6 protein-coding genes are annotated in these 16,495 nt (G+C 60.0%); 4 read left to right on the forward strand and 2 right to left on the reverse strand.

The annotated features are described in order from the left end of the window. Positions 1-54 precede the first annotated feature (54 nt). A complete protein-coding gene (locus FBZ97_RS18225; RefSeq protein WP_145321348.1) occupies positions 55-1,275 on the reverse strand; it encodes a polysaccharide pyruvyl transferase family protein in 1,221 nt (406 codons plus the stop codon). Further along, complete coding sequence (locus FBZ97_RS18230; RefSeq protein WP_183810074.1) at positions 1,272-2,696, reverse strand: hypothetical protein; 1,425 nt, start codon at positions 2,694-2,696, stop codon at positions 1,272-1,274. Before FBZ97_RS18230 ends, FBZ97_RS18225 begins: the two co-directional genes overlap by 4 nt. A gap of 27 nt (positions 2,697-2,723) precedes the next feature. Here FBZ97_RS18230 and FBZ97_RS18235 point away from each other — a divergent pair, with 27 nt between their 5' ends. The 4 genes from FBZ97_RS18235 (at position 2,724) to FBZ97_RS18250 (ending at position 16,463) form a co-directional block, all read left to right on the forward strand. Beyond that, the gene (locus FBZ97_RS18235) at positions 2,724-3,689 is read left to right on the forward strand and encodes a glycoside hydrolase family 16 protein (RefSeq protein ID WP_233788498.1); all 966 of its coding nucleotides are present in this window, start codon (positions 2,724-2,726) and stop codon (positions 3,687-3,689) included. A 290-nt stretch (positions 3,690-3,979) separates the two neighbouring features. Then, the gene (locus FBZ97_RS18240) at positions 3,980-5,893 is read left to right on the forward strand and encodes a non-ribosomal peptide synthetase (RefSeq protein WP_145321346.1); all 1,914 of its coding nucleotides are present in this window, start codon (positions 3,980-3,982) and stop codon (positions 5,891-5,893) included. Further along, the gene (locus tag FBZ97_RS18245; protein WP_145321344.1) at positions 5,890-13,983 is read left to right on the forward strand and encodes a non-ribosomal peptide synthetase/type I polyketide synthase; all 8,094 of its coding nucleotides are present in this window, start codon (positions 5,890-5,892) and stop codon (positions 13,981-13,983) included. The genes FBZ97_RS18240 and FBZ97_RS18245 overlap by 4 nt, the downstream gene beginning before the upstream one ends. Then, entirely contained in the window at positions 13,980-16,463 is a 2,484-nt protein-coding gene (locus tag FBZ97_RS18250; RefSeq protein WP_145321342.1) for a condensation domain-containing protein, read from the forward strand. The genes FBZ97_RS18245 and FBZ97_RS18250 overlap by 4 nt, the downstream gene beginning before the upstream one ends. The last annotated feature ends 32 nt before the right edge of the window (positions 16,464-16,495 follow it).

A 16,495-nucleotide genomic window follows, 5' to 3' on the forward strand; every position in this document is an offset into this window, starting at 1 on the left:
CCGTCCGCGTCACAAATTCTATACTAACGACCTCTTGTATCGTTTTGCGTGCACCTATATCCGCGACATAACGCATTGGTCGCGCTCGACCAGATGTCGCCGCATGTTGGAGATTCCGGCGCGGGCTTCCGAAATCGTGTCGCGATGGCGGCGCGCCTCTATGCCTTCCTGCTGCGCCGCCTTCAGGAGCAGGGCGACATGCTTCGGCGGTGGGGATACTCCCTTTATAAAGTAGGTTTCGCGCCCGACCGAGTTGAAGAAACCTTCGACCTTCTTGTCCCAAGCCAAGCCGACATGCGGAATTCCGAGCGCATAGGCGGCAATGCATGCGTGCAATCTATGAGCCAGAACCACATCCAGCGACTGGATGATCTGGATGAGATCGATCGGAAGCCGCGGGCGTCTGGAAACATCCAGGGTGCCGGACGTGGCGATACGCTGCCTGGCGACCGAAGCGCCGATACGCTCCGCAAAAGCTTGATCCTCTTTGGCTCCATTGCAGAACAAGACCACCTGCTGGCCGTCATCCAGGAGAAGCTCGATCAGATCACGATAGGCTTCAACATCGGCGAAGGGGATACCATCGGTCTGAACGGCACCATGCCGATGCAGGACGATGGGATCCGTCACGCATAGACCTATGGTCAAAGGGCCTTTGGACGGAGCGCGCACGCCTTCCTGCCTCGGCGAGGCCTGTATCAGCAGTCCGGGATCACGCACGATCTTCGCATCGGGTCCATCGGGAAAGTGCTCGCGCCAGTTATCCCGCGCGAAGCCGTCGCGTACCGAAAGATGAACAAGGCGCGCTTGCTTCAATCGCGCGAAGAGATGATATGCTGGCTCCGACCAATGGCCGCCCACCCCAACCGCATAGATCGCCAGCGGCCGATCGTACCGTACGACACAATCGAGCACAGCACCGATCTTCAGCGGGAAATTGAGATCATCGTCCTGAAACAGGTTCCCGCCGCCGATCACCACGGCATCGGCATCCGCAACCTTCTCGTCCCATTGTCCGCGAAGCGCGCGCAGCCTGCGCTCCAGTACGGCGCGAACGAGCCGCCGACGGGCGCCCGGGGGCAGTCGATGGAGTAATCCCAGCACGAGCCGTCTGCGGCCGCCATGGCCTGTCGCGAACGCCTGTCGCCCGGCGAGGTCGATCGTCTCCACTTCGATCTCATCCCTGCCGCTCGCCAAGGCGGATTCGACGCATTCCGCAAGCAGCCCGTCCCCGAGGTTTTCGCTGTATTTGACGTTGAAGACGACAACCTTCATTGCATCTCCCCGATGGTGCGCAGCCGCGGAGTGTATTCGCCTCGGATCTGCCGTGCTTCGGCACTCAGCGCGGAAATGCTGCCAGCAAGGATATAGAACATCAGTCCGAGGTCATACACAGTACCGGACGTGGCCGCTGAAATGAGAACCGTGATGATCCCGGCCTTAGCAGCGCGCAGAACCGCGGTGGTTTCCCGTGATGATGAATGCGAACCGCGCATGTCGGCCAAGAGCAGCCGAGCGACGAACATCGCAAAGAGTAGCGTGCCGAAGACGCCGATATTGGACAGCAGCACCAGACCGAAGCTCGATGCCCGGGCACTTCCAAGGCCGGCGCCAAAACCGCTCGTGTCCAGAAAGGCCCGGTAAGCCATGGCGTTCCACATGAAGCGCTCCCGTCCCGACTGGCTATCGGCCTTCGAAAACAGCATCTCGTCCAGAAAATCTTGCAGATTATGCGCGAGATCCGGCATGACGATGAGAACGAAGAAGATGACGAGCGGCATGCTCGCCAGAATGGACACGATCAGAACGGGCCGGCCGGCGCCAGGATCGCGACGGGAGGCCAGAAACGACTGGAGGCTGAGGATCGGCAGGATGGCGGCGAGCCCGACAAGTGCGGTCGCCGACGTCGACAGGATCAGCGCGACCAGCAGCAGACCTGAAAAAGTGCCGGTGACCTTCGAGCGGATGCCCCCAAGCCAGAGGCTGGTGACGATGGCAAAGAGCACGAGCGTGAAATCGGCGAAGGCCGAGGCTTCGGGAAAAGTGCCTGAAATGCGCTTCAGGCCGCCCTTTTCGGCATTGGTCAGGAGCGCGTAATTGGCTGTCCGCACGAAACTCAGCAGAAAGTCTGTATGTGTGAAATGGGTCACTATGTCGGCGAGCGCGAAGCCGAGATTGACACCGATAACGACCAGCACGCCGTTGATAAAGGCCGAAGGGGTGCCCTGGCGACGAAAGAAGGCAAAGGTCGTTATGAAGCAGATGAGGCCACCCACCGCGTAGACCGATTGAGTGATATTGTTCGAAGAGAAACGCAGCGGCACCAATGCAATCAGGTTACGTGCCCCAATCGATCGTTCGACCGTCATCGTCTGCGTCATGCCTTGGAACATGCGCGGGAAGAAAATCGCAGAGAAGATTCCGAAGGCCGTCAGAAGCAGCAGAAAGAAACCAGGGCGCCAGGGAGCCAGGGCGCCGAGGAACGGCCCCTCCCCGTAGGCCGCAAACAACCGTGCGGCGAAGAATACCAAAAACAGGCTCGGAACGAGTACCGATGCACCGCCAAGACCGGGTATGCTGAAGGCCGCCGCCGCACCGAATACCGTCGACAAAACCATGATGATGAATGACCATCGCACAGGCGCGGTCAGCGCAACAACTCCTACAATCAGTGTTACGAGCCCCATGGCATTCATGTCTGGCAATCCGGTTGTTCTGCCTCAATGTCGCCGCAAACTACCACGGCGTCATGCAGCTGTATTTCCGCCGCGCCTAAGCCTTTTGGTGGACGTTATGGCCGAAATACGTTCTATACCGCGGAAATTGCACCGTTCATGCTTGCATTCATGGATCAGTTCTCGCGGATATCTAATGTTCGATGCAGGAGCAACCGCCGCGTATTTCTTCGCGCGTCAATTGCGGCTGCGTTAGTTTCGATCATGGATGTAGGAATTGTTCGCGCCGGTGATACGGGCGATACGCTTGATGTCAGCAGCATGACACTTACCTTCGAGGATGCTTTCAACGATCTCAGCATCTCCGCCTGGGGTCCTGGTACCCGCTGGATTTCCCACACACCATGGAATGGCGACTTTGGCGGCGCTCGCTTCTCGGATCCGAGTGGCGACTTCCCCTTCGCAATCCAGGACGGTATGTTGCGCATTACCGCTGCACGCGACAGCAAAGGTCTATGGCGCTCCGGCTTGATTGCCTCTGTCGATGAGCATGGAAATGGCTTTTCTCAGCAATATGGCTACTTCGAGATGCGGGCGCGATTGCCGGATGGCCCCGGTGTCTGGCCGGCCTTCTGGCTTATCGGCAAGGATCGGTCAAAGGCTACCGCCGAGATAGATGTCATCGAATATTACGGCGATAAGCCCGGCGCCTACTCTTCAACGGTGCATGTTTGGCATCGGGATGGGCGGCACGATTCGGCCTTTTCCCGCATCAAGGTGTTCGCCACCGCAAATCCCGCTGATTTGCACACCTATGGCGTGAAGATCGATTCCGATTTCATACGCATGTATTTCGACGGTAATCTCGTCTGGAAAACCAAAATTCCGCCAGAACATCGCCAGCCGCTGTATATGCTCATCGACCTCGGTATCGTCGAAGGCATATCCAAAATGGCTGCGGCCGACCCATCCTTCATGTTTGTCGATTACGTCAGAGCCTATCAGTTCAAATAGCCTCTGCATCGTCCCCCTCTCCGGCAATTCTTCCTGAACCAGGGCGACCACGTGACCTTCCGATGGGCAGGATTGATGCCACGCATAATGCTTTCGGCCGGGTTGCGGCTGCCATGGCGGACCTCTCCGACAAAATGGCTACGCGCCCTTAGGACTTACGACTTTCGGTGGTGCGGACAATCATCCCAATGACCAGCTGGTGCTTTTGCTCCAGCGTGAAATTCTGCGATCGACGACGAAGCATTTCGCAACATGCCGTCATCCATCGCAGGACAACCCGGAGAGCGATAATGATTGACCGCGAGGCACAGGCAGACGCAATTGGCGCAGCAAGTATGCATTACGATCGCAATCTTTGCCTTCATCACATCCTGCGCGAACAGGCCAGGGCCGCACCGGAAGCAACAGCTCTTGTTTCCGGCGATATCCGTATTACCTATCGTGACCTTGATCGCATATCCGATGCGCTGGCGTTGCATTTGATAAAGGTAGGTGTCCACAAGGCCGACATCGTCGGCCTTTTCCTGCCGCGCAGCATCAATGCGATCATTTGTACCCTGGCCATACTGAAAGCCGGCGGCGCCTATCTCCCGCTCGACCCAGCCTTTCCGGTGGAGCATCTCGACTTCGTCATCGCGGAATGCGCTCCCAAGGTCATTTTCGTCGACTCCGCCCATGGCGAGAAGCTGGCCGGCGTGCCGAGCATGAACGGCAAGGTCATCGAAGCGGATGCCATGATCGCGGAAATGGCACATCGGCCCGGCGCGACCATGCCGTCCATTGAGATAACGGGCGGCGATCTCGCCTATATCATGTACACATCCGGCTCAACCGGTCGGCCCAAGGGAACGATGATCAGCCATCGCAGTATTTCGCGGGTCGTTCTCGATCAGAACTATATCGAATTCCACCGCGATGACGTCGTCCTGCACACAGCCACCATCTCCTTCGACGCATCGACATTCGAAATCTGGGGTGCGCTCCTCAACGGCAGCACCTTGGCGGTCATGCCCGATACCGATTTCTCGATTTCACGGCTGTCCGATTTCATGCGGGAGACGGGTGTCACTATCGCCTTCCTGACGACGGGGCTATTCAATCTCTTCGCCGATCACGCCCGCGCGACCCTGCCGAAACTTCGTCATATCCTCTTCGGAGGCGATGTCGGTTCGGCCGTCCACGCTCGCCGTTTCCTGGAGCACTATCCCGGCTGCAGGCTCACCAATGCCTATGGGCCGACCGAGACGACCGTCTTTGCCACCGCTTTTCAGGTTCTGCCAGGCTTTTCGGGCACTGAGCTACCGATCGGTAAGGCAATCGCTCATACCGGAATCGCGATATTAGACGAGGAATTGCGTGTTGTTCCTCCAGGCATTGAAGGCCAATTGGCGATATCGGGGGACGGCCTCGCCATCGGCTATTTCAAGCGACCGGAGCTGACGGAACAGAAATTCGTCACCATCGAAACCAAGGATGGCGTGACGCGCTTCTATCTGACGGGCGACGTGGCCTGCCTGAAGCCGGATGGCACCGTCACCTTCAAGGGCCGCCGCGACCGGCAGATCAAGATCAACGGCAAACGCATTGAACTCGATGAGATCGAGGCAGCACTTCGCCGTGATCCGCGCCTTGCCGACGGGATCGTGCTTTGCCACATGCAGGGCGAGAACCTCAAGCGCATCGTTGCCTATCTGTGCCCGAAGGAAAGCCATGTGGGCGTGGGCGCCGATCTGGCGCAGGGCGTCATGGCGACACTGCGCGCGGCTCTTCCCGCCTATATGATCCCGAATGCCACGGTCATCGTTGACGCCTTGCCGCTGACGCCGGCCGGTAAAGTCGATCGTTCGAAATTGCTGCCGCCTCCGGTTGAAACCCAGACAAAGCCCGCCGATGTCAGGAGCCGGACGGAGGAACTGCTGACGACGCTATGGCAAGACGCATTGGCGCTCGAAAGCGTCGATCTCGATCGGAACTTCTTCGATCTCGGTGGCACGTCCCTTCAGCTGATGGAAATTCATGCCGGTCTCGAAGAGACGCTCGGTCACGCGATCGATGTCGTTGCGTTGCTGCGTCATCCGACCATTCGCGAACTCGCACTTCACCTGGATGGCCGCGCATCCGGCCCAACCCGTCTTGCCGCCGCGGCGCAGCGTGCCGCGCTGCAGAAAAAGGCGATCTCTCATATCCGCAGGAGCTCCTTATGAAAGGGAATCACCAGGACAATGGCAATCAGCGTGATTTCGAAGACAATGAGGATCTGAGCGAGCAAATTTCCGGGCATATCGCCATTATCGGTATGTCCGGCCGCTTTCCCGGAGCCCCCTCGGTGCAGGCGCTCTGGCAGCTTGTACTCGAAGGAAAGAACGCCTTTTCGCTTTTTTCGCCGGATGAGATTGAAGACGCTTTTACCGATGAAGAACGGGCACAGCGGAATTATGTCGCCGCAAGGCCCCATCTCGACGGTGCCGATATGTTCGACGCCGAGTTCTTCGGCATGTTTCCGCGCGAAGCCGCCGTTACAGATCCGCAGCACCGGATCTTCCTCGAAATATGCTGGGAAGCCCTCGAGGACGGTGGCTACGATCCACAGCGCTATGACGGCCTGATCGGGGTTTTCGCCGGCTCTTCGATGCCGACCTACCTGATCAACAATGTTCTGCGCGATCGCGCCAAGGCGGAAGAATTCACGTCGAACTACCAGATCGGCTGCTTCCATGAGCTTGTTGGCGCGCTCAATGACACGCTGGCGACCCGTATCGCCTATAAATTCAACCTGCGCGGTCCGGCTTTCACCGTGCAATCCGCCTGCTCAACCTCGCTCCTCGCGGTTTCCCAGGCATGCCAGAACCTGCTGACCTATAGCTGCGACATGGCTCTGGCCGGCGGCATCTCCGTTACCATTCCGCAAAAGCGAGGCTACATCTACCAGGAAGGCGGCATGGCCTCACCCGACGGAACCTGTCGGCCGTTCGATGCCAACGCCGCCGGAACGGTTTTTGCCAGCGGGGCGGGCGTCGTCCTCCTGAAGCGGTATGAGGACGCGCTCAAGGACGGCGATCACATCTATGCGGTCATTCGCGGTTATGGCATCAACAATGACGGCAGCGACAAGGTCGGCTTCACGGCACCGAGTGTGGAAGGCCAGGCCGAAGCGATTGCCACGGCTCTCGCAAATGCGGCCGTCGATCCCTCGACCATCGGCTATATCGAATGCCATGGCACGGCGACGCCGCTTGGCGACCCCATCGAATTCAACGGATTGATGCGCGCCTTCGCGCAGGATGCGTCGCAGCCAGCCCGCTGCGCGCTCGGATCGGTCAAGGGCACCATCGGTCATACCGACGCGGCGGCCGGCGTGACAGGCCTCATCAAGACGGCCTTGGCCCTGCGCAGCGGGAAAATCCCGCCGATGCCCAATTATCAGCGGCCCAATCCCCGCATCGATCTTGAGAAAAGTCGTTTCTACATTCCAGTAACGGCAACCGAGTGGCCCCGGGGACAGGCGCCACGAAGGGCGGGTGTCAGCGCTTTCGGCGTAGGCGGAACAAACGTTCACGTCGTTTTGGAGGAGCCGCCCTACCCGCCGGCTCAGTCGAAAGAGGTAGAGGGCCACTACATTCTCCCCCTTTCGGCTCGCAGCAAGCCGGCGCTTGCCGAGATGCGCACCAATCTGAGTGATCATCTCGCCGAAAACCCGAAACTTTCAATGGCACAACTGGCCCACACACTTCAAGCCGGACGACGCGAGTTCGGCCACCGGCTGGCCGTTGCCGCCGAAAATATCGAGGAAGCGATCCTCAAGCTGACGACGGAGAGCTATCAGCCGCTCACCGCCGCCGATCAGCCGTCCGTCGCCTTCATGTTCCCAGGCCAGGGCGCGCAATATGTCGGCATGGGTGCCGGGCTTTACCGCTCGGAGCCGGAGTTTGCGCGCTGGATCGACCGCGGTTCCGAGCTTTTGAAGATGACGCTCGGGCTCGATCTGCGCGACTACATCTGCCACACCGGCCCGGCGACGCAGGCCATCACCGATGAGCAGCGCGAAACCCGCATCGCGCAGCCCTGCCTCTATCTCGTCGAATATGCGCTTGCCCGATTGTGGCTCAGCCGCGGCGTCAAGCCGTATGCCATGATCGGTCACAGCGTTGGCGAGTTTGTTGCCGCTACGCTCGCCAACGTCATTTCGTTCGAGGATGGCCTCCGTCTTGTGGCCAATCGCGGCCGGTTGATGCAGCATCAGCCGCAAGGCGCGATGGTATCCGTTCGTGCCGATGCCGCAACGACGGCCTCCTACCTGCGCGGCGCGGTGGAGATCGCCGCGATCAACGCCCCGAAACTTTGCGTCATCTCCGGTCCGTTTGCCGATATCGAAATGGTTTGCGCGGCACTTTCGGAAGCTGAGATCGCCTTCAGCCGGCTGCACACATCGCACGCCTTCCATTCCGCCATGATGAACGATGCGGCTCTGGCGCTACGCCAGGAGACCGAGAAGGTCACCTACGGTACGGCCACCATACCCTTCATCTCCGGGGTGACGGGCGATTGGCAGACGGCTGAATTGGCGACCTCGCCGGATTACTGGGCCATGCATTGCCGCGACGCCGTTCGCTTCGCCGACGGGCTTGCCACGCTCTGCCGCGACCGCAAGCCGGTTCTTCTCGAAGTGGGGCCGGGACGCACACTGTCGGTCTTTGCCGCCCAGACGATCGCACGCGACAGTCTTGCCGCAGTCGTACAAAGCCTGCCCGAACATGACCGGGTCTCCGCTGCCGCGGCAACGCTTGCAGAGGCTCATGGAAAGCTTTGGATGGCCGGCTGCCGCCTCAACTGGCCGGCTCTTCCATCGGTGTCACGGCAGCGGCTGTCCCTGCCAACCTATCCCTTCCAGCGGCAGCGCCACTGGATCGATGCTCCGTCATCCGCCCGTCGCGCATCGACCCAGCGCCCGAATGCCGAAGCAGACACTCGGCCAGCCGCCGAACCCTTTGTCTCTGACGTCAACCTTACCGGGGAGAATCGAGCAATGAATGTTGCAGCACCCATTCCCACCTCCAACCGTCTGCCGCAATTGGAAGCGGCTCTTCTGACCTTGCTCAGCGACATGTCGGGCGAAACGCTCGGGCCGGACGAGCGAACAGCAACCTTCCTGGAGCTCGGCTTCGATTCCCTCTTCGTCGGCCAGTTCGCGCAGCGCATCGAGAAAGACTTCAAGGTCAAGATCTCCTTCCGGGAACTGCTGAGCGATATTCCCTCCGTTGCCGATCTGGCTGTTTATCTCGATCGTCAGATGCCACCGGATGCAGTGAAGACGGCTGAACCATTGGCCGCGGCCCCCATCGCGTCAGTGGCGGCACCTCCCATGCCGGTTTCGACGCCGATGCCGATCATTGCGCCTGCTCCACAGGTCGCATCGATCTCGGCTGGAGCATCGGATCTCGCCACGGTGCTGCAATCGCAGATCCAGATGGCGCAAAGCCTGTTTTCCCAGCAATTGCTGATGCTGCAGGCCATGCAGGGCGGAGCTCCGGCTACCGCAGTACCAAGTGTGCTGCCCGCAGCACCCATCGTGCCGGCGCCGCAAGCTGCAGCAAGCCAGCCCTCCTCCCCGTCGGCTCTGGTAGCTCCCGCAGCACCTGCCGAAAGCGATTTCGGCACCGAGCGCATCAAGCTTTATCGTCCGAACGCCAAAAGCGTGACATCGGAGATTTCCGCCGCCAAGCAGGGTTTCATCACTGATCTCACCAGGGCCTATGAAACCAAAAATGCCAAGTCCAAGGCCTTCACACAGGAGCATCGCGGATACCTGGCCGACCCCAGATCCGCATCGGGCTTCCGCGCCGATTGGAAGGAGATGGTGTTCCCGATCGTCTGCGACCACTCCAAGGGAGCCTATATCTGGGATATCGACGGCAACCAGTATGTCGACCTGGTCAATGGCTTCGGACAGACGGCCTTCGGCCACGCACCGGATTTCGTAATCGACGCCGTCAAGGCTCAAGCCGACCGCGGATTTGCGATCGGTCCGCAGACGCCTCTTGCCGGCGATGTCGCAAGGATGATCGCCGATGTAACCGGCCACGAGCGGGTAACCTTCTGCAATACCGGCTCGGAAGCGGTCATGGCCGCGATGCGGATTGCGCGCGCCGTCACCGGCCGCGATCGGGTCGTGGTCTTTGCCAACGATTATCACGGCCAGTTCGACGAGGTTCTGGTCAAGGGCCGCAATCGCGCCGACAAGCCGATTGCCCTGCCGGTCGCCTCCGGCATTCCGTTGGCCTCCGTGTCGAACATGACGGTCCTGCGTTATGGCGCGCCGGAGAGCCTCGATTTCATCCGCGCCAATGCAACCGATATAGCGGCTGTCATCATCGAACCGATTCAGAGCCGCCATCCGGAACTGCAGCCGCGCGAATTCGTCCGGGAATTGCGTGATGTCGCCACTGAATTCGAATTCGCCCTCGTCTTCGACGAGGTCGTCACCGGCTTCCGCGTCGATCCCGGCGGGATGCAGGCGATCTGGGGCATCAAGGGCGACATGGCGACCTATGGCAAGGTCGTGGGCGGCGGTATGCCGATCGGCGTGCTGGTCGGCAGCCCGCGTTTCATGGACGCCCTCGACGGCGGCCATTGGACCTACGGTGATAATTCCGTTCCCATGACGGCACCGACATTCTTTGCCGGAACCTTCGTCCGTCATCCGCTGGTGCTTGCCGCCGCCGAGGCCGTGTTGCATCATATCAAGGGAGAAGGCTCCGCCCTCTACGACCGTGTCGCAGAGCGAACGGAGGCACTCGTAGCCGAGATCAAGGCCGATCTCGCCAGGCGCGGCATCGCGGATGTCGTTCATGGCTACAAAAGCTGGTTTGCCACCGACTTCTCCAGTCAGGATCCGCTCGGCGCGCTGTTTTATGCGCAGATGCGACTGAATGGCGTCCATATACAGGACGGTTACCCCTGCTTCCTGACGACAGCCCACAGCGAGGACGACTTCCGCTCCATCGCGAAAGCCTTCCGCGACAGCCTCGACGCCATGCAGGCCGTCGGTATATTCACCGCGATCAGGGAGCCAACCCTATCGCCAATGCCGGTACAGGCATCCGAGGCAAGGCCGCAATCCGCGCCGCTGACGGAAGCGCAGACGGAAATATGGCTTGCGGCCCAGGCGGGCGACGAAGCCTCCTGCTCGTTCAACGAGTCCTTCTCGCTGGCGTTGGAGGGGACCCTGGACGAGACAGCCTTCCGGCTGGCGTTCGATACGGTCATTGCCCGTCACGACGCCTTCCATATTCGCTTCGATCGCGGCGGCGAGTATTTCCGCTTCATTCCGGATTTCAAGCTCGACCTGCCGCTCCTTGAAGACATCGATGACCAAGGCCTTGCCATTCTCATCGACGATGATGCCCGTACGCCCTTTGACCTGATCAACGGCCCTCTTGTACGCGCCAGCATCATCAGGTTGGCCCCCGAAAAGCATGTGCTGGTCTTTACGGCTCATCACATCATCTGCGACGGCTGGTCTATAAACACTTTCATCGAAGAGCTGGCGACGGCCTATAAAGCCTATAGCGTCGGAAATGTTCCGGAATTCCAACCGGCACTTTCCTTCGCCGCCTATTCGATCGACCTTTCGCCCAGGCCGGAGAAATCGCAGGCGACCGAGCAATTCTGGCTCGATCAGTTCAAGACGGTTCCCGATCTTCCCGATCTGCCGCTGGATCGCCCGCGGCCGGAATATCGCAGCTTTGCCGGCGGCAGCTGCACCGGCTATATCGATGCCGACGTCTACAAGGCGCTGAAGAAGAAGGGGGCGAAGTCGGGCGCCACGCTATTTTCGACGCTGCTGGCGACCCTCCAGGTGATGGTATCACGACTGTCGGGCCAGAACGATATCGTCATCGCCATTCCGTCGGCCGGTCAAAGCCTGCTTGACGGCCAGATCCTCGTCGGCCATTGCGTCAATCTGCTGCCGTTGCGTCAGGCTGTATCGCTCACAGAGCCGTTTGCGGCGCATCTGAAGGCAACGCAGCAGCTCGTCTTTCAGGCTTTTGAACATCAGGATTACACCTACGGCACGCTGGTGCGCAAACTCGATACCAAGCGTGATCCACGCCGCCTGCCGCTCACCGAGATCCAGTTCAACCTCGAGCGCATGGCCGGCGGATCGTCCTTTGGTGATCTAACGCCGAGCATCGAGCCGAATGCAAAGGCCTTCTCCAACTTCGACCTGTTCTTCAACATGATCGAGGCGAGCGACCACATCCGCATCGATGTCGACTACAACGCCGATGTCTTCGACCGCGCGACCGTGGAACGATGGATCGGCCATTTCTCGACGCTGGCGGCAGCCTTGGCCAAGGACATGGATCACAAGATCGGCGAGCTGCCTCTGCTTTCCGCGGCCGAGAAGTCCTGGCTGATCGACGATCTCAACCGGACGGCAATGCCTTACGATCATGATCAATTCGTCTTCTCGCTCTTCTCCGCGCGTGCGGCCGAACATCCGGATGCCGTTGCGGCTCAACATGACGGCCAGTCGATCACTTACGGTGAGCTGGAAACTCGATCGAACCAGCTGGCTCTCTACCTCCAGATGGCGCTTCCCGAACCCGGCCAGCGGATTGCTATATTGGTCGAGCGTTCGCTGAACATGATCGCCGCCCTCCTCGCCGTCATGAAAGCGGGGCATACCTACGTGCCGATGGATCCGGCGCATCCGGAACCACGCTTGCGGCAGACGCTGGAAATCGCCCGCATCCGCGGCCTGATCTGCGACAGCGACGACATGGCTCGGCTGGCGTCGACGGATATCCCTGTTATCCGGCTCGATCAGGATGCCAAGGCGATCAACTCGATGACAGGCCTCCCCCTGAAGACCCTGCCCGTCGATACCACAGCATCGGCCTACATCATCTTCACATCCGGTTCCACCGGCACGCCGAAGGGCGTGGAGGTCTCGCATCGGTCCCTGACGAACTTCCTGCTCTCCATGGCGAAGGAACCTGGCTTCGGTGCGGATGACACGCTTGTCGCAGTCACGACCATCTCGTTCGACATAGCCGGTCTGGAACTTTACCTGCCGCTGATATCGGGCGGAAAGGTCGTCATCGCCAGCCGGAGCCAGGTCCAGGACGGCTTCGAACTGGTCAAGCTCATCGACGAACACGATGCCACGGTGCTGCAGGCAACGCCTACGCTTTGGCAGATGCTGGTGGAAGCGGGCCTGAAGGACCGGCCGGCGCTGAAAATGCTTTGCGGCGGCGAACCCCTACCCAAGGAACTGGCGCGATCCCTACTTCAAATCGGTGGCGAGCTCTGGAACATGTACGGCCCGACGGAAACGACGATCTGGTCGTCGCTGCAGCGCATCACGGATGCGGATCAGCCAATCACGATCGGTCATCCGATCGCCAATACCCAGCTCTTCATCCTCGACCAGAGCGAGAATATCGCGCCGGTCGGTGTCATTGGCGAGCTGCACATCGGAGGCGACGGGCTTGCCGAAGGCTACTTCGATCGTCTCGATCTCACCGAGAAGGCTTTCGTTCCGCATTGCTTTGCCATCGGCAGGCCGATGCGGCTTTATAAGACCGGTGATGTCGGACGGCGGCTTGCCGATGGGTCGCTGCAGCTACTCGGGCGGCGTGACCAGCAGATCAAGCTGCGCGGCTTCCGCATCGAGCTTGGCGACATCGAAGCCGTCATCTCCAAGGTGGAAGGCGTGCGCCAATGTGCGACCGTCGTCGCCGAAAACGCCAGGGGCGATCGTTCCTTGGTCTGCTACATCGTGCCGACCGCGGAGGGCGGCGAAGCACTTGCGGTCGATATCGCGGCGCATGCCAAAGCCAATCTGCCGGCGCATATGGTGCCGAGCTTCTGGGTGATGGAGAACGAGCTGCCGCAGACCGGCAACGGGAAGCTCGACCGCAAGACCTTGCAGCAGCGCGGCGTGCCGCAGCGTGTTGTCGCGCCAACCAAGGTCCAGCCGAAAACCGAGATGGAACAACGGCTGCTGGCGATCTGGCAGGATGTGCTCAACCTCGGCGACATCGGCATTGACGACAATCTCTACGCGCTGGGTGCCGATTCACTTGCCATATTCCGTATCGCCGCCCGCATGCGCGACAACGGGCTGTCGCTCGAGGCAAAACATCTATTGCGTCATCCGACGATCGCCGCGCTGGCAGCCTTTGCCGACGCCCAGGGAGGGGATCCATCCGATGCCGTGCATCTCCACATTCCATCACTGCGAGATTTTCGTAACGGCGCGCGCCGCGGCCTGGGGGCATCTCTATGAGTACAGTCGATAACAGCCCAAGCGGTTCGCTTGCCGAACCGCAGATCATCGGTGAATTTCCTTGTACGCAGACACAGCTTCGCTGCTGGATTCTCGATCAGCTCAATCCCGGCAACCCGGCGCTCAATGTCGCGGTTCGATGGGAGATCCGGGGGGTATTCAGGGTCTCGACCCTTGAAGCAGCCTTTCGAAAGATCATTCAGCGTCACGAGATCCTTCGAACGCGCTTCATCGAGAGGAATGGCAGGCCCTTCCAGCAGGCCGTCAGCGACGTCAACTTCAAGATGTCGGTGATCGATCTGCGCGGCATGCCGCCCGAGCAGCGCCAGGCGCGGATCCTGTCGATCGGCGAGGAGACGGCGCAGGCGCCATTCGATCTCAGCGCGCCGGGCCTGTTCCGCGTCACACTGCTGATGGCAGAAAACGAGCGCGGCTTCCTGCTGATCACGGCCCATCAGAGCTGCTTCGACGGCTGGTCGATCCGTGTCCTCGGGCGAGAGGTCGGCGAAATAGCCGCCGCAATCGATGCGGGGCGTGCACCGGTCCTGCCCGAGCTGCCCTTGCAATATGGCGACTATGCCCTCTGGCAGCAGGAATATCTGCAGAGCTACGGCTTCGAGACGGAAAAAACCTTCTGGCGCGAAACTCTGCTCGGCGCCCCTTATTTCGAGGTCATTTCCGACCGGCCTCGCGGTCAGGTTAAAACCAATCGCGGTGATATTCTCTCCATTGTCCAGCCACTCGCCTTCACCGATCGCATGGATGCGGCCGCGCGCGCTCATTGCGTCTCGCAATATAGTTTTGGCGCTGCCGTCCTCAGTGCGGCCCTTCATCGGCTGACCGAGGCTCCGACCGTGCTCTTCGGCTCGCAGATCGCCGGCCGTGAACATAGCGATCTGGAGGATATGATCGGCGTCTTCATCAACAATCTGGTGTTGCGTTTCGATTTCGGCTCCGATGTCAGCTTCGCCGAACATATTCGTTCCGTCAGCGCGACGATCGAAGGGGCGCTGAACCATCAGCGCATGCCGTTCAACAAGCTCGTGGAATTGGTCAATCCGGTGCGCGATCCGGCGCGCAACCCGCTGATCTCGGTCAACTTCAATCTGCAGAAAGCCTTTCTCGAGGATCGTCGCTACGGCGGCTTCGAGCTGATCAGCTCGCCCTCGCAATCCCCCGGCGTCATCTACGACCTAAGCTTCATCATGATCGGACGGCCGACAGGCTGGCGTATGTCGATCGAATACAATGCCGACCTTTTCGAAGCCAGCACCATCGAAAGCCTCCTGCAACTATGGAGGAACGCTTATGAAATTGCTCTCGATCGCCCTGAGGCGCCGCTTTCTTCGCTCATTGCGCCGGACCGGCACGTGGCAGCTGCCGCCGAGACTGCGCCGATGGATGGCGCCGTCACAGGCAAATCGCCACCGAATACGCGAATGGAAGCGCTTGCTGAAATCTGGAAGGAAGTCCTACAGGTTCCGCAAATACGCCCGGATGATGATTTTTTCGCGCTCGGTGGCCATTCGCTTCTCGCGCTCCGGCTTCTATCGGAAACACGCGCAAGATTTGATGCAAGCCCGACATTGCAGCTTCTATTCAAACAGCCGACGTTTGCGGGCTTTGCAGCTGCGGTCTTCAACAGCGAGGAGATCGAGAAACCGCGGGAAAAAGCAGTAAACCCGTGGGAGTTGATTACCTGCAAACATGGGGTGGGGACCGGGGCGGTCTATACCCTCAACCATCCATTCCTGTACTACCGTCTTGCCAATGAATTGCCGGACGAGATTTCGGTATACAACGTCAACATGTTCCACGCGGATCTGACGGGCGGCCTGGACGGTCTCAGCATCGAGGATATCGCCAGCCATGCGATCGATGCCATGCGGATCGACAAGGCCGCGGACCGCATTGCCATCGTTGGGCTCTGCGTCAATGGCGTCCTCGCGATGGAAATCAGCCGGCAATTGCGCGAGAGAGGCATGGATGTCGGCATCACGGCCATTATCGATGCCTGGGCTCCAGGCTATTTCGCCTCCCTGCCGAAGCGGGAGCAGGCGCGATGGCATCGGGAGCGGCGGCGCAAACGTCTTGCCTATTTCACCCGGAAACTGCTGTCCCGCCGTATCCGGCTGATCGACTATCTCAAGGAGTTCGAAGTCTCACTGGCGCTACTGAGGATCCTCGGCGTCAAGGCCGGTCAATACTCTCCGGAAGAAGAGGCGAACGAGGCTGTTACCAAATTGCTGGTGACGGCGGCTCGCCGCTATAAGCCGCCGCGGACAAGGGACGAAAGCGTCGTCCTGCTTCGAAGCAGTGCGACCCATCCTCGGGCGCGCAAAATGCGGTTTGGATGGGGTGAGGCGGTCGGAGAGGACTGCATGGTGGTCGATATCGACGGCTGGCATGAGGATTCGCTGACCAGCAACGGCATCCGCGACCTGGCGTCGACGCTCTCGGGAAAACTCACCGATGGCTAGAGCAATTCCACGAAAAGCGCATGGCGGCTTTC

This window comes from Rhizobium sp. ERR 942 (genome assembly GCF_007828395.1).
Taxonomy (GTDB): Bacteria; Pseudomonadota; Alphaproteobacteria; order Rhizobiales; family Rhizobiaceae; genus Rhizobium; species Rhizobium dioscoreae.